Origin of the sequence: Acinetobacter sp. D009 (assembly GCF_038562025.1) — a bacterium.
Lineage (GTDB): Bacteria > Pseudomonadota > Gammaproteobacteria > Pseudomonadales > Moraxellaceae > Acinetobacter > Acinetobacter pittii.
In genome coordinates, this window is the sequence record NZ_CP151886.1 from 2,827,734 (window position 1) to 2,842,345 (window position 14,612).

Annotated in this window: 13 protein-coding genes; 4 read left to right on the forward strand and 9 right to left on the reverse strand. The window is 40.9% G+C overall.

Going from position 1 to position 14,612, the window contains the following annotated elements; translation table 11 throughout:
- Nucleotides 1-9: 9 nt before the first annotated feature.
- From AAC388_RS13505 to AAC388_RS13515, 3 genes are all read right to left on the reverse strand, one after another.
- The gene (locus AAC388_RS13505) at nt 10-855 is read right to left on the reverse strand and encodes a transketolase (RefSeq protein WP_057093946.1); all 846 of its coding nucleotides are present in this window, start codon (nt 853-855) and stop codon (nt 10-12) included.
- A gap of 19 nt (nt 856-874) precedes the next feature.
- On the reverse strand, nt 875-2,176 hold the full coding sequence (locus tag AAC388_RS13510) for an MFS transporter (RefSeq protein ID WP_342371582.1): 1,302 nt from the start codon (nt 2,174-2,176) through the stop codon (nt 875-877).
- A gap of 78 nt (nt 2,177-2,254) precedes the next feature.
- Nucleotides 2,255-3,004: an SDR family NAD(P)-dependent oxidoreductase gene (locus AAC388_RS13515; RefSeq protein WP_017399062.1), complete on the reverse strand. Its 750-nt coding sequence runs from the start codon at nt 3,002-3,004 to the stop codon at nt 2,255-2,257.
- Nucleotides 3,005-3,188: 184 nt separating this feature from the next.
- On the opposite strand from AAC388_RS13515, the gene AAC388_RS13520 reads away from it, so the two are divergent.
- Nucleotides 3,189-4,064, forward strand: coding sequence for a LysR substrate-binding domain-containing protein (locus tag AAC388_RS13520; RefSeq protein ID WP_081037658.1), 876 nt, complete (start codon nt 3,189-3,191; stop codon nt 4,062-4,064).
- Between the two features lie 11 nt (nt 4,065-4,075).
- Here the strand turns inward: AAC388_RS13520 and AAC388_RS13525 are convergent, their stop codons facing one another.
- On the reverse strand, nt 4,076-4,522 hold the full coding sequence (locus AAC388_RS13525; RefSeq protein ID WP_342370794.1) for a hypothetical protein: 447 nt from the start codon (nt 4,520-4,522) through the stop codon (nt 4,076-4,078).
- A gap of 193 nt (nt 4,523-4,715) precedes the next feature.
- Here AAC388_RS13525 and AAC388_RS13530 point away from each other — a divergent pair, with 193 nt between their 5' ends.
- Complete coding sequence (locus tag AAC388_RS13530) at nt 4,716-5,861, forward strand: aldose epimerase family protein (protein WP_130625646.1); 1,146 nt, start codon at nt 4,716-4,718, stop codon at nt 5,859-5,861.
- Between the two features lie 67 nt (nt 5,862-5,928).
- Here the strand turns inward: AAC388_RS13530 and AAC388_RS13535 are convergent, their stop codons facing one another.
- Nucleotides 5,929-7,149, reverse strand: a complete 1,221-nt coding sequence (locus AAC388_RS13535) for an MFS transporter (protein ID WP_342370795.1) — start codon at nt 7,147-7,149, stop codon at nt 5,929-5,931.
- 106 nt (nt 7,150-7,255) lie between these two features.
- Between AAC388_RS13535 and AAC388_RS13540 the strand changes: the two genes are divergently transcribed.
- Nucleotides 7,256-8,044 (forward strand): helix-turn-helix transcriptional regulator, encoded by a 789-nt coding sequence (locus tag AAC388_RS13540; RefSeq protein WP_039757072.1) that lies wholly within the window; start codon nt 7,256-7,258, stop codon nt 8,042-8,044.
- On the opposite strand, the gene AAC388_RS13545 is transcribed toward AAC388_RS13540, so the two are convergent.
- Together AAC388_RS13545 and def are read right to left on the reverse strand one after the other, a co-directional pair.
- Nucleotides 8,011-9,333 (reverse strand): glutaminase, encoded by a 1,323-nt coding sequence (locus AAC388_RS13545; RefSeq protein WP_002060167.1) that lies wholly within the window; start codon nt 9,331-9,333, stop codon nt 8,011-8,013. The two genes, AAC388_RS13540 and AAC388_RS13545, sit on opposite strands and share 34 nt — an antisense overlap.
- Nucleotides 9,334-9,511: 178 nt before the next feature.
- Entirely contained in the window at nt 9,512-9,994 is a 483-nt protein-coding gene (def, locus tag AAC388_RS13550) for a peptide deformylase (protein ID WP_032004170.1), read from the reverse strand.
- A gap of 234 nt (nt 9,995-10,228) precedes the next feature.
- Between def and AAC388_RS13555 the strand changes: the two genes are divergently transcribed.
- Nucleotides 10,229-11,527, forward strand: coding sequence for an MFS transporter (locus AAC388_RS13555; RefSeq protein WP_342370796.1), 1,299 nt, complete (start codon nt 10,229-10,231; stop codon nt 11,525-11,527).
- 61 nt (nt 11,528-11,588) lie between these two features.
- Here the strand turns inward: AAC388_RS13555 and AAC388_RS13560 are convergent, their stop codons facing one another.
- Nucleotides 11,589-12,785, reverse strand: coding sequence for a hypothetical protein (locus tag AAC388_RS13560; RefSeq protein ID WP_342370797.1), 1,197 nt, complete (start codon nt 12,783-12,785; stop codon nt 11,589-11,591).
- 155 nt (nt 12,786-12,940) lie between these two features.
- On the reverse strand, nt 12,941-14,581 hold the full coding sequence (locus tag AAC388_RS13565; protein WP_342370798.1) for a thiamine pyrophosphate-binding protein: 1,641 nt from the start codon (nt 14,579-14,581) through the stop codon (nt 12,941-12,943).
- Nucleotides 14,582-14,612: the final 31 nt, after the last annotated feature.

The following is a 14,612-nucleotide window of genomic DNA, read 5'->3' on the forward strand; positions in this document are numbered from 1 at the left end:
GTATATTCCTTACTGTCCGTAGTGGGTCAAAATATTTAAAGCGTCGTCCCATTCATGTTCATCAACACGAATAAAGTGTGTTTTTTCGCGGCTTTCCAAGAACGACACGCCTTTACCCATTTTGGTGTCACAAATAATGACGCGTGGGCATGTTCCCTTATAGTTTCGTGCCTGATCGAATGCTTCAAGCAAAGCTTCCATGTTGTTGCCATCCACACGTTGGGTGTACCAACCAAAAGACTGCCAACGATCAACAATTGGCTCAAACGCTAAAATTTCGCTGGAATGTCCATCTGCCTGCTGATTATTCACATCAATGATGGCAATCAAGTTATCTAGTTTCCAATGAGAAGCAGACATCACAGCCTCCCATGTTGAGCCTTCATTTAGCTCCCCATCGGACAGTAAGTTATAGACAAAAGCATCTGATTTTTTCTGTTTCAGTCCTAGACATGCGCCGACTGCAATTCCAAGACCATGACCCAATGAGCCACCTGTAATTTCCATGCCAGGTGTATAGGAAGCCATACCCGACATCGGTAGACGACTGTCATCTGCACCGTAGGTTTCAAGTTCTTCAAGTGGGATAATTTTTGCTTCAATTAAGGCTGCATAGAGTGCAATTGCATAGTGCCCAATAGAAAGATAAAAACGGTCACGGCCTTCCCATTCAGGGTTTTCTGGCTGATATTTCATGGCATGAAAATAAGACACGGCGAGCAAATCCGCTGCCCCTAAGGCTTGCCCAACATAACCTTGCCCCTGTACTTGCCCCATACGTAAAGCATGTTGGCGAATGTGGTAGGCACGTTGTTGCAACTCGGCAATTTGGCCTGCTTTATCAACATTTAACATTGTCATTTACTATTCCTTATTAACGATTGACCAGTTTTGCCGGAACACGCAGAACCAGACTGGCACCGAAAATTAATACTGCTGTGATTAAGAACATGCCGATTGCATTTGAACCTGTGTTGGTGGTGACCCAACCGATTAAATAAGGTGAGCAAAATCCTGCAAGATTGGCGAAGCTATTCACTGCTGCAATACCTGCCGCTGCGGAAACACCACCCAAAAAGTTGGTCGGTAACATCCAGAATAAAGAGGATGCCGTCAGCACACCTGAGGCTGCGATGCAAAGGCAAATTAAAGAGAGCGTTAGATTTGAAGCGAATAAAGTCGCAAATGTGAGTGCTATAGCGCCTGCACACATCGGAATAATTAAGTGCCAGCGGCGCTCTTGAAAATGGTCACCGCTACGCCCTGCCAAAATCATGACCACAATGGCACACATATAAGGCAGACTGGTGAGCAAACCGATATGCCAGTTATCACTAATGCCCGAGTTACGAATGAGAGTTGGTAGCCAAAATGTAATGGCGTATTGCCCCATCACGACACAAAAGTAAATACCTGCCAGTAGCCATAAGCGTTTATCTGCAATGAACTCTTTGACGCTAGCATGACCTTCTTTGTGCTGGTTATCCTGAGCAAGTTCTTGCTTCACCAAGTTCTTTTCATCTTGGGTTAACCAGTTGGCGTCTTGAACTGAATCTTTTAAAACAGCACGTACAAGCAGGCCAACAAGTACAGTAGGAATGGCTTCAATTACAAACATCCACTGCCATCCAAACCAGCCATGTACGCCGCTCATTCGGTCCATGATTAAGCCTGAAAGTGGTCCACCAATCATTCCTGAAATTGGAATCGCGATAAACCAAAGTACGGTCATGCGTGCACGGCGGTAAGATGGAAACCAATAAGTGAGGTAGAGCAACAAACCCGGAGCTAGTCCAGCTTCAGCAACACCAAGCAAAAAACGTAAGGTGTAAAATTGCCATTCGGTTTGAACAAAAGCAAAACAACCTGACAAAATGCCCCATGTAATCATGATTCGGGCAATCCAACGTCTTGCGCCTACCTTGTGAAGTACAATGTTACTTGGTACTTCACAGAGGAAATAACCAATAAAGAAAATCCCTGCGCCTAGACCATATACAGCTTCACTAAACTGTAAATCGCTCATCATTTGGAGCTTGGCAAAACCCACGTTTACTCGATCTAAATAGGCACAAAAATAACAAAGCATTAAAAATGGCATGAGCCGAAATGCAATTTTTCGATAGGCAGATTTACGAACCGCCGTATCTACTTCAGATGAAAATACTGTATCCATCATGCGAATCCCTTTACATTTGGCCACAGTATCCTCTTGTGACCATCATTCTATTTTTAGTTTTGAAATAGTGAGCGATTAATGAATCAGCATGCCACCATTTACATCGAGTGTGACACCAGTTAAGTAAGCTGACAGATCACTTGCCAAAAATAATGCTGCATTTGCAACATCTTGCGCTTTACCTAAGCGGCCGAGTGGAATACCTGCCAAAATGTCGTGACGACGGTCATCATTCATTAAACCGCCAGTAATATCAGTCTGGATTAGACCTGGAGTAAGAGAATTTACACGAATCTGATCAGCACCAAACTCACGAGCCATCGCTTTTGCCAGACCTAACACGCCTGCTTTGGCAGCGCTATAGTGTGGCCCGCCAAAAATACCACCACCACGTTGTGCTGAAACTGAAGATAGACAGACAATACTTCCACCACCGTTTGCTTTCATAGATGGAATAACCGCTTGCGACATAATCAATGTTCCGCGGAGGCTGACATCTAAAATACGGTCATAGTCATTACGTTGAATATCAAGGGTTTTAACTGGCTGAGTAATACCAGCATTGTTAATTAAAATATCAATCTTGCCATAGTGCTGTAGTGCTTGTTCAACAGCTACTTTGACCTGTTCTTCGTTCGCAACGTTTGCAGCAAGGCCTAAATGTCCTTCACCAAGCGCTTTTGCAGCGTTTTGGCTTTGAGCAAGATCTAAATCAACAATAATGACTTTGGCACCCTGTTGTGCAAAGATTTCTGCGGTTGCTCGCCCAATTCCACGTTCTGATGCTGCACCGGTAATTAATGCCACTTTTCCTTGTAGTAACATGTTCAATCCTCTTTTACGCTTTATTTCCTGAGTTCTGACTTAGAATCTCTTTTTTCACAAAGCCCAGCAATCATGTCGAATTCAACAAGGCATGAAAAAAATTCATGCCTATGCTATTTTCAAATAAGTTTTAGGGATAAAAACGGATCATTTCATGGATAGTAGTGAAAACAATTTCAACCACATGCCCTCAATTAAAACATTACAGGCTTTTGAACAAACCGCCCGTTTCGGCAATGTTGCCAAGGCAGCCGAGCATTTGAATCTCACCCCTTCAGCAGTAAGTCATCAAATTGCTAAGCTTGAAGAAATGATTGGGCAGAGTTTATTTATTCGTGGTGCCCGTGGTGTGACGCTTACCCCTTCTGGCGAGCGCTATTTTCAAGATGTCACCACCATTTTGCATAATCTAATGTTAGCCACTGAAAAAGCTGCCGATAAAAGCCCTAAAGACAGTTTATATATTCATTCATCCCCAAGTTTTGGTTTGCTTTGGTTGCTCCCTCGCCTCGAGTCATTTAAAGAAAAGTTCCCAATGATTCAGGTCAATCTTTCGTGTTCTTATGAAAACTTGCACTTTACCCGCGACAAGATCGACATTGATATTCGTCATGGTTTGCCCAACTGGACAGGGGTAGAAATCAGAACGATTCGTAATGAAAAACTAGAAGTACTTGCATCTCCTAAGCTACTTGAACGTAGTCCAGTAAATAAACCTCAAGATTTATTAAAGAAAGAACTGATTTTATCGCGTTCAACTTTAGTTACTTGGCCGCAGTGGTTTGCCCATCAGGGTTTAAGCATTCCTGAGTTTCCCTACACTTTGAGTTTTGACCGCTCTTATATGTCACTTGAAGCAGCTACACACGGACTAGGTTTTGTTTTGGAGAGTAATTTGCTTACTCAAAATTATTTGGAATCTGGAAAATTAGTTAGAGTTTTTGCAGATGAGCTATCGATTCCTATCTCTGCTCATCATTTGGTGTATCCACGAACCCACCAATTTATTCCTAAAATTGAGCTGTTTTTAAACTGGATTCATGATGAGTTAGCGGATTGAGAAAGTAATTATTAAATGATTTGAATTTCCTCAACTCTTAAGTGATGCATCATTTCTCGAACAAATACAAAGTAGGTAAAAATATAAAGCTGATTTGGAGCCACTTGGTTTGTGTAGTAACTTAAACGTTCAATAAAACCATTAAATCCATGCTCAAGCTCAGTACGGCTGATTTGCTTTTTAGCATTAAAAAATAACTGACTCAGTTGTGTCATAACAGCATCAGAGGTAACAGCTACACCACTTATATTTAAATTTCTGAGGGGCTGCGACTCGATGATTTCTTCAATGAAATAAATCATCTTTTCAATCGCAAGCTCATCAATAACACCATTGCTAATACTTTTTGAATTAATAAAACCTAAGCCCTGCTCAAGGTGAAGGTGTTGGCTATCTAAATCAAACGAGAGACTATTTAGACCAAGTGAAAATTTTAAAACCGAGTCGGGATGAATCATAAAAATAGCTTACCGTTGAGTTTTACTCATAAGATTAATTTCTTTATAACCTTAAATTGTGCAAGTTTGTTCAATATTTAGAGTTAATGGCACTAAGCATCATTAACACTATCTATAATAAAAACCTCTTTAAAAAGATGAAAAATCAATCTTATATTCATCCAGTCTTACTATTAAAAAATAGAGTATAAACATGAAAAAATTAGTAATTTTAGGTATTACGATTTATAGCTTTGCACAACTTACCAATGCAGCCACATTAAATGTAAAACCATATGGTACGACTCAAGACGGTCAAAAAGTTGATTTATATACCATGAGCAATAACAAAGGAGTCTCGATATCTTTTATTAGCTTCGGTGGTGTAATTACACAGATTTTGACTCCCGATGCACAAGGCAAACAAAATAATATTGTTTTGGGCTTTGATGATCTAAAAGGTTATGAAGTCACTGATACCAAGGAAGGCATTCATTTTGGCGGATTAATTGGTCGTTATGCGAACCGTATTGGCAATGCTAAATTTAACTTAGATGGAAAAACGTATAACCTTGAAAAAAATAATGGGCCGAATTCATTACATAGCGGTAATCCCGGTTTTGATAAACGTGTTTGGCAAGTTAAGCCCCTCGTTTCTAAAGGTGAAACCGTTAAAGCTTCTCTTAAGTTAACCAGTCCAAATGGTGATCAAGGTTTTCCCGGAAAATTAGATGTAGAAGTAATCTACAGTCTTTCAGATCAAAATGAATTCCAGATCGAATATAAAGCCAAAACTGATCAACCGACAGTCGTCAATCTCACCAACCACAGTTATTTCAACTTATCAGGCGCTGGCAATAACCCTTATGGCGTGCTAGATCATGTGGTACAACTCAATGCAGACCGTATATTAGTAACCGATCAAAACTCTTTACCCACAGGTGAAATAGCTTCGGTTGCAGGTACACCTTTTGATTTTCGGACGCCTAAGGCTATTGTGAAAGATATTCGAGCGAATAATCAGCAATTGGCCTATGGATATGGCTATGACCAAACTTGGGTAATTAATCAAAAGTCTCAAGGGAAACTCAATCTTGCAGCTATTGTGGTTGACCCAAAATCTAAACGAACCATGCAGGTTTTAACCACTGAACCAAGCGTTCAAATGTATACAGCCAATCATTTACTCGGAAATGTTACTGGTGCAAATGGCGTACTCTATCGACAAGCAGATGCGCTAGCATTAGAAACACAGCATTTTCCAGATAGCCCGAATCAATCAGCTTTCCCTTCTACACGTTTAAATCCAAATCAAACTTATAACAGTGTCACCGTATTTAAGTTTGGTGTTCAAAAATAATCTTTTCAATGAGGCTATGTTCATATTAAAAAGACTCTCAGCTAAATATGGCTGAGAGTCTTTTCATTTATTTTACTTTTGTGTTGGGTAAAAATGCAGTTGCAAAACCAAGTAATGGCAACAATGAACATAAACCAAATACCCATTCAATGCCGTTAATATCGGCTAAATGTCCTAACCCAGCTGCGGCAATACCACTTACCCCAAACATAAGACCAAACATAAGACCTGCAATCATACCCACACGGCCCGGAACGGCTTCTTGTGCGTAAACTACCATCGCTGCAAAAGCAGACGACAACACTAAACCTGCAATAATTGAGAAAACCGTTGTCCAAAATAGGTTTGCAAACGGCATCATTAATGCAAACGGTGCCATACCAATAAATGAAACCCAGATCACTGCTTTACGGCCAATTTTGTCACCAATTGGGCCACCTGCAAACGTACCTAAAGCAACGGCTGCCAAAAAGGCAAACAAATGCAACTGAGCCGTTTGAATGCTGATATGGAACTTTTGAATTAAGTAAAAAGTAAAGTAGTTACTAATGCTGGCAATGTAGGTAAATTTAGCAAACATCAACACACTAATTGTGCTCAAAGCAATAATCAGCTTACGGCCATGCAATTTACTATGTACTTGGGTAGCACGTGCAACCACCTGACTTTTAGCATGGCTCACTGTCCAACGGCTTACGCCAAATAAAACCCAAATCGCTAAAAGTGCAAATATCACCAAACCCGCAACTGCATGCTGCCCAAATGGAACAATCAATAACGCTGCTAACAATGGGCCAATGGCTGTACCCGTGTTTCCGCCCACCTGAAAAGTCGACTGAGCTGTACCGAAGCGCCCGCCCGATGCCATTCGTGCCACACGTGAAGCTTCTGGATGAAATGTTGCAGACCCCACCCCAATAAGCGCAGATGCACATAACAACACAGCAAAACTTGGTGAAAATGCTAACAAGATAATGCCACAGAATGTGACAACCATTCCAAGTGGAAGAAGATATGGTTTTGGATGTTTATCGGTATAAAGTCCAATCCAAGGCTGTAGCAGTGAACCTGTAATTTGATATACAAACGAGATCAGGCCAACCTCCGCAAAACTCAGCGCAAAGTTTGCTTTTAGCATTGGATAGATGGCTGGTAGCACTGCCTGAATTAAATCATTCAGTAAATGCGCGACTGCCACGGCGCCTACAATTTTAATAATCATTCCTTGAGGCTGATCATTTGCAACGGTATTGGCAATACCATCTTTCAATTGTATTGAAGACGTCATACCTGAAAAACTCCAATATTTTTAAATGAGATGCTTATTGTAAATTGTCGCTTATAAAGTTATCTTCCAATAATCATCGTATAAGTGACAATTTTTAGGATAGTTTATGTCCGATTCTCTTATTCAGCCTGATTTATCTGAACTTGTGATTGGGCTATCTTCTGAGCATTCTTACCGAGAAATCACGCCTACCCATACGCATACACGTGCGCAGTTTTTATATGCGTCCACTGGAAACATTCAAGTTTTTACGCCCAATCATGTGTGGATTGTGCCGCCCATGTGCGCGTTATGGATTCCAGCACATGTAGAGCACAGCGTGATTTCACTGAGTCACGTGAAGTTAAATACGGCATTGGTTGAAGTAAATGCAGCAGCTTTAATGGGACAACATTGTTTTATTATTCGGGTGAGCAACCTGTTGCATGAGCTTTTGATTCGTTTAAATGAAATTGAACGTGAGGAAACTCCAAATACAGCAACCTCTCAAGAGCTTTCCCGTTCTTTACAAATTTTGATTTTTGAAGAAATACATCGGGCCAATTTATTGCCTATTCAGATTCCGTGGCCGAAAGACAAAAGACTCTTAAAAATTTGCCAAGAGTTATTACATACGCCTGACAGTTCAAAAGATTTAACAGATTGGGCTGATGATATTGGTGCCAGTTCTAGAACCCTAATGCGTATGTTCCAAAAAGAAACTGGGCTGTCATATCGGGCATGGTTGCAACAAATGCATATTGCACTTGCCTTAAGTAAAATCGCGAATGGTGAATCTATTGCCCAAATTTCAGAGTCACTGGGGTATACAAACCCCAGCGCGTTCAGTGCAATGTTTAAGCGACATCTAGGAAAAACACCTCAGCAGTTTAGAAGTGCCGCGATGTCGCTATAAGTCTTTTTTTTTGCAGGTAGGTCATGCTTTTCGAGCAAATCATCAAAATCATGATAGACATGCAGTTCTCGATCTTTACCAGTTCTGGCATGGTCTAGGCGCTGTTCAGGGTCGACTAAAACAAGAGTATGGCCATCATCAATCAGACGGTCTACGCCTTCTAAAAACATACGTTTACCCACATCGTGGATAAGTGAAATCTGGGTTAAATCAATCACGATAGTGCTTTGATCAGTTGTCTCGTCTTGTAAAATACGCAACAACATTTCAGCTTCGGTAAATTTCAATACGCCCCGAAGCACATACACACTTAATGATGCATCTTTTCCTGTACGGTAATGACTTTGTACAATGGTCTGGGCAGAAGGTGTACCTTCCATGAGATGTAATCCCATGTCACGAGATAATCGTTCTAAAATATCAATACCTCGAACACTATGACCATGCTCATCTAGTCGAGGTGAAAAAGCAGCGATACTGACCTGCCCCGGTAGCACACCCAAAATACCCCCTGCTACACCGCTTTTAGCAGGAATACCTACAGTTGAAAGCCAGTCACCCGCGGCATCATACATACCACAGCTCATCATGACACTGAGCACTTGTCTAACTACAGATCGATTCAATAGGCGCTTTCCAGTTCTAGGATCGACCCCGCCATTAGCAAGTACACTGCCCATACGTACCAAGTCTTTAACTGTAACCATGATTGCACATTGACGAATGTAACCATTCACAATATCGACAGGGTCAGTTTCCAAAATCCCCACCGTTCGCAACATATAACCGATCGAAAGATTACGGTAGGCTGTTTTGACTTCCGAATCATAGACAGACTCATCAAAACTTAATTCACGACCAGCAAGCTCGCTCATAAAACGGCGTAGAATTTCTGCGCTATGTAAACCATGCTTGACCTGAATCAAGGAATGTACAGTAATTGCGCCAGAGTTAATCATCGGATTTTTTGGACGTCCATCTTTACCTAATGAAATTTCATTGAAGGCTTCACCAGAAGGCTCTACCCCTACTTTCGCAAGTACTGCATCAATGCCAAGCTGTTGTAAAACATAAGCATATACAAATGGTTTAGAAATTGATTGTATGGTGAATTCAACATCATCATCGCCGACCGAATAAATTTCACCATCTACCGTAGACATTGCTAAAGCTAATCGATTTGGGTTTGCATTTGCCAACTCAGGAATATAATCGGCGAGATGACCGCTGTTATCGATGTCACAGGCTTCTATAACATTTGCCAAATAATCTGGGAGAGGGGTTTGCATGGTTAGTAACCTTAAATGAGGAGATTTACAACATCGCGTAAAATTTCAGCACAACCTGCTGATAATATTAAAATTATATCTTTTGTAATGATTTAAATATCACGCTATAAGTATTGTAATTCCGATGACTTATCCTTTTCAAGCTCATTATAGGTTTTTCAAAACTTTAAACTGAAGATTAGCTTATTCTTTCTACAAACAAAATCCCATTTAAATGATCGACCTCATGTTGAACAATGCGAGCAGGAAAACCATGAAAAATCGTTTCCACCGTCTCGCCCTGAAGTGTTAAATATTTCACCTTAACCATTTCTGCGCGTTCAACTTGTCCACGTTCGTCTGGCACACTTAAGCAGCCTTCTTCACCTAAACAAACTTCGTCTGAGAACTCTAAAATTTCAGGATTCACCATGACCACTGCTTCCATTTCAGGTGCATCGGGATAGCGTGGGTTTGGTCGAGATGCCACAATAATGACACGTTTAGAGATATAAATTTGCGGTGCGGCAATCCCTACTCCATTACGCTCAAGCATTGTTGCATGCATAGCGTCAGCAAGCTGATAAAGCCAATTACTGTTTAACTCATTTACCGAAACGGGAGCCGCAATTAGTTTTAAAATATCTTCGCCACGCTTCGCGACAGGTAGAACTACACTCATCCTTTGAATCTCTCATTAAACTGGCTATGACAAGTTTTATTGTGTCGCTGAACGACTCAAAAGAAAAGTCATTCCTACATCTGTTTTTGTTTCATCTAAAGCGTTTTTTGTTTTAAAGCTTTTTGTTCTGAGTAAGTCCAATCGACGTTGCTATATAGAACAAATTTCCTCCATTTACTTTTACTTCACTTTTCCATTAATATCCAAACTTCAATTACAACAATTAAGTAAAAAATGGATCAGGAATTAACTTTGCAGGATGCGAACTATCTTAATAAAGAAGATAAACGAACCCTCGCCCTTTCTTCATTGGGTGGAGCTTTAGAATTTTACGATTTTGTGATTTATGTGTTTTACGCCAAAATCATTTCCGACCTCTTTTTCCCAAGCACGCTTAGCCCTTTTTGGGCCATGCTTAATACTTACGGTATTTTTGCAGCAGGTTACTTTTTTAGGCCTTTAGGCGGGGTTGTTATGGCCCATTTTGGTGATTTGGTTGGGCGCAAAAAGTTATTTTCACTTTCTATTTTGCTGATGGCACTGCCTACCCTTTTTATCGGGATATTGCCAACTTTTGAAAATATTGGGTATTTGGCACCGCTACTTTTATTACTCATGCGTGTAGTACAAGGTATTGCAATTGGGGGGGAAATTCCAGCCGCATGGACATTTGTGTCTGAACATGTACCTGAAAGAAAAATTGGACTGGCAAATGGTTTACTCACCGCTGGGCTGTCTTTAGGAATTTTACTAGGCGCGCTCATGTCTTTATGGATTTCACTGAATTTTAGTGAAGGACAAATCCATGACTGGGCATGGCGTATTCCTTTCATTGCAGGTGGTATTTTTGGTTTGGTTGCACTTTATTTACGAACTTATTTAAAAGAAACGCCTGTGTTTAAAGCCATGCAGGCTCGTAAAGAAATCTCAAAAGAAATGCCCGTAAAACAAGTCTTAAAAACGCATAAAACAGCCGTTGCGATTGGTATGTTATTTACGTGGTTTTTAACGGGCTGCGTGGTGGTGGTGATTTTAGCCATGCCCAATTTATTGATTGGTTCATTTGGCTTTGAGCGCGCGCAGACTTTTGAAATGCAAAGTGCAGCCATTGTTATGCAAATGGTGGGTTGTATTTTGGCTGGCTATTTTGCTGACCGTTTTGGCTGTGGCAAAGTCATGATGGTCGGTGCGCTTGCTGTGGCAGTTACAGCGGCAGTTTTTTATAACAGTTTAGGACATGCCGCACATTCAACCATTTTTGGTTTATATATGTTGTTGGGTCTATGCTCTGGTACTGTCGGCATGGTGTCGAGCAGTATGGTTAAAATGTTCCCCGCGCCTGTGCGTTTCTCTGGCATTTCATTTTCTTATAATTTGTCATATGCAATTGTTGGTGGTATGACCCTGCCTTTAGTGCATTGGCTCAGTCAATATAGTGATATTGGTGCGATGTATTATATTTTCGCGCTAACCATTTTGGCCTTTGTGACTGCCTTTGTATTTTGGAATAAGTTTGAAAAAAACAGGTATTAAAAATTTTCACTTATTAAATAAAAAACCACGCTGATTGCGTGGTTTTTTATTGCTGCTTACTTTAGAAAGTAAAGCCGATATTAAAGTTAATACGGTATAGCCATTTATCGCTATTTGGCGAAGTGGCAGAGGTATAACCCGTTGAGTTGGTCGAGCCACCAATAATGTTGGAGTTTTTACCCCACGTATAATCTGCCCAAACCATAAATGGTGAAGCAATAAACATCATCCCTGTAGTGTTCATTTGCGAATCCGACCAATCATCACGTTTTTTTTCGAGATAACTATAGTCATTATAAAACTTAATCGCTTTTAGCTTGCCCATATTAGTCACAGGCAATGTATAAGCAAGGTTTAAACTGGCAATGGTTCCTTCCGAAGCAATGAAATAGGCTGGCGTAAGACCATTTGCCCCCATCAAAGTCATATCACTATTTACACCATCCGGATTTTTAGCATCGTACTGATAGTGGATGAGCGAACTTTGTAAGTTAAAGCGCTTATAGTTGTTTTCGGTATGCAAACCGACTGCATAATATTTACCGTCTTTATCGGTAATATCATTATGCAACTGAGCAATTGCACCCGATACACCGAACTCTTGCTTACCAAAATCAGTTTCTAATTTGCGAACAATACGGGTATTCACCTGATTGCGCTTTTCATTTTGATAGGCTTTTTGAGATGGAAATGCGTTTCCTGCCAAGTCATCATAAGTTGCACTTTCTGGTGAATAACGCAAGTTAGTCTCTAACATTTGCGGGTAATAACCGAGTTTTACATCCCAATCTTTGTCGTGATAATTCCAGTTAATCCCCGGCGCAATGTTATTGCCATAACCTAAAAAGAATGGGATGTGGTAGGTCCAGCCATTTTGCGGGTAAGGATAAATCGTAAAAGGTTTATAAACTAGACCTGCTTCAATGCTGTTATTGGCATCTAAGTTATAGCCAACATATGCTTTTTCAATGGACGTTTTCTGTTGGTCTTGAACCATATAGCTGGCATTGATATAGGCATCATCAAATTTACCTTTTAGATCGACCCTGAAAATATCAAAATGGAGCTTACCAAAACCACGGTTTGGCCCTTCCCAATCTTCATAGCGTTGATTTAACCGAACCACCCCACCTAACTTTAATGAGTCGGTGCCGTCATCACTTTTCCATTCAAGCAATGAGTCTTTTGCAAATGCATTGACGCTTACCCCCAGCGTAAGCGGTGCAATGAATGCCATGATCAATGAAGTCTTTTTCATCTCTACATCCTTGATTGAGTTCCAGCGTCCTGCTGGAACTTTATTTGTTTTACCTGTAAAACTTCGTTTTTATTGTTTTTTAGACAAAAAAATTTATCTAAAAAAAGGATGGCTTAGCAGCTCCCATCGCATATGTACTAAACCATCCAAACTGGTTAATACAGTTTCTTTTGCGGTGGACCCGCGAAGTTTAATGGTCCAATCGAGTTCATATCGAGCTCAATCACGGTTGGCCCTTCAAAAGCAACAGCCTCTTGAATAACCGTTTTAAACTCATCTGCACTACCCACTTTCCAGCTTTTCACACCCATTGATTCGCCAAGAAGTTTGTAGTCTGGCGTATGCAATTCATTGAAATACTGACGACCACCAAAGTAGTTATTTTGAATGCCACGCATTACGCCATAACCACCGTCATTCATAATCATTAAGACCATGTTGGTGTTTTCTTGCACCATAGTTGCAATTTCACCAATACCCAGCATTAAGCCGCCATCACCGACTAAACCAATTACTTTTTTATCAGGGTTAGCAACTGAAGCACCGATTGCTGTTGCAAGGCCTAAACCAATTGCACCCGCGAGTGAGTGGATGTTTTGGTTTGGTGCTTGTACTGGGAATAAACGACTGCCCCATGTACTACCCGACATGGTGATGTCACGTACAAAAATACCGTCTTGAGGTAAAGCTGCACGCAAGTGATCACAAATTAATGCGTACTGATCGATTTGTTTACGCAGTGCATCAATTGCAGCTTGTTTAGCCGCCACTACAGCAGCATCGTAATCGGCATCAACTTTTGAAGTTCCTTGAAGCTGTTCTAACACACGTGTTAAGACATCTTTGGCATCGCCACAAATGAAGTTGCGGATTTTGTAATTACGTTGCTGAGCCACTGGGTTTGCATCTACCTGAATAATGTTTTCAGGGAATTCAACCGAATAAGTTTTTGTTTCATTACTACGTAAACGAGAACCCACCACAACCATTAAGTCAGCATCTTTTAATAACTGCTCAACACCTGCCGAGTTATGAAAAGCACCTAAACTACGTGGATGATCATCTGCCAACACACCACGGCCGTGCGTAGATGACACAATCGGAATACCTAAATCTGCAATCGCTTTAACTTCGGCAACGCTATTTAAAGTTCCACCGCCAATCCAGAAAATCGGACGTTTTGCTTTTTTGATTTCGCTTACAAGAAGATCAATTTCTGCTTGCTCTGCCTGTGGTAACTCAAGTGCTTTGACTGGCCCTAAGTTAAGTGGCAAATCAATTTCTGCTGCCTGTACATCAATTGGTAACTCAACACTAACTGGTCCCATTGGAACTGTAGTTGCTACACGAATGGCTTCACGAATTACGCCAACTGCATTGTCTGGACTGGTAATACGAAATGCTGCTTTGCTTGATGCACGTAAAAATGTAAGTTGATCTTTGGTTTCGTGAATGAAGCTTGCATCACGGTCGAGATATTCACGCTCAACTTGACCCGTTAAATGCAATACAGGACTACCAGCATTCATTGCTTCTATCAATGAACCTACCGCATTACCTGCACCAGCCCCTGTACTGGTCAACGCTACACCTAGGCCTTTAAAGCGTGAGTGTGCATCTGCCATGGTGACCGCACCCGCTTCACCACGGGCTGCGACAAAGCGCATTTTTTCACGGCGCCCTACTGCATCTGCAATAGGTAAATTGTGGATGGAAATAACACCATAAATACTATCAACTTGGTGCGCTTCTAAAACTCTTGCGATTGCTTCGCCTACATTTACACGTTCAGTCATTTCTGTTCCTCAAAATTTGTTTTTTCAGTCC

What these genes read in the sequence shown, in the direction of transcription:
- AAC388_RS13505 (WP_057093946.1), bottom strand. Translation starts at nt 855, where the DNA reads ATGTTAAATGTTGATAAAGCAGGCCAAATTGCCGAGTTGCAACAACGT.
- AAC388_RS13535 (WP_342370795.1), bottom strand. Translation starts at nt 7,149, where the DNA reads ATGACGTCTTCAATACAATTGAAAGATGGTATTGCCAATACCGTTGCA.
- AAC388_RS13565 (WP_342370798.1), bottom strand. Translation starts at nt 14,581, where the DNA reads ATGACTGAACGTGTAAATGTAGGCGAAGCAATCGCAAGAGTTTTAGAA.
- AAC388_RS13510 (WP_342371582.1), bottom strand. Translation starts at nt 2,176, where the DNA reads ATGGATACAGTATTTTCATCTGAAGTAGATACGGCGGTTCGTAAATCT.
- AAC388_RS13555 (WP_342370796.1), top strand. Translation starts at nt 10,229, where the DNA reads ATGGATCAGGAATTAACTTTGCAGGATGCGAACTATCTTAATAAAGAA.
- AAC388_RS13560 (WP_342370797.1), bottom strand. Translation starts at nt 12,785, where the DNA reads ATGAAAAAGACTTCATTGATCATGGCATTCATTGCACCGCTTACGCTG.
- AAC388_RS13540 (WP_039757072.1), top strand. Translation starts at nt 7,256, where the DNA reads ATGTCCGATTCTCTTATTCAGCCTGATTTATCTGAACTTGTGATTGGG.
- AAC388_RS13525 (WP_342370794.1), bottom strand. Translation starts at nt 4,522, where the DNA reads ATGATTCATCCCGACTCGGTTTTAAAATTTTCACTTGGTCTAAATAGT.
- AAC388_RS13515 (WP_017399062.1), bottom strand. Translation starts at nt 3,004, where the DNA reads ATGTTACTACAAGGAAAAGTGGCATTAATTACCGGTGCAGCATCAGAA.
- AAC388_RS13545 (WP_002060167.1), bottom strand. Translation starts at nt 9,333, where the DNA reads ATGCAAACCCCTCTCCCAGATTATTTGGCAAATGTTATAGAAGCCTGT.
- AAC388_RS13520 (WP_081037658.1), top strand. Translation starts at nt 3,189, where the DNA reads ATGCCCTCAATTAAAACATTACAGGCTTTTGAACAAACCGCCCGTTTC.
- def (WP_032004170.1), bottom strand. Translation starts at nt 9,994, where the DNA reads ATGAGTGTAGTTCTACCTGTCGCGAAGCGTGGCGAAGATATTTTAAAA.
- AAC388_RS13530 (WP_130625646.1), top strand. Translation starts at nt 4,716, where the DNA reads ATGAAAAAATTAGTAATTTTAGGTATTACGATTTATAGCTTTGCACAA.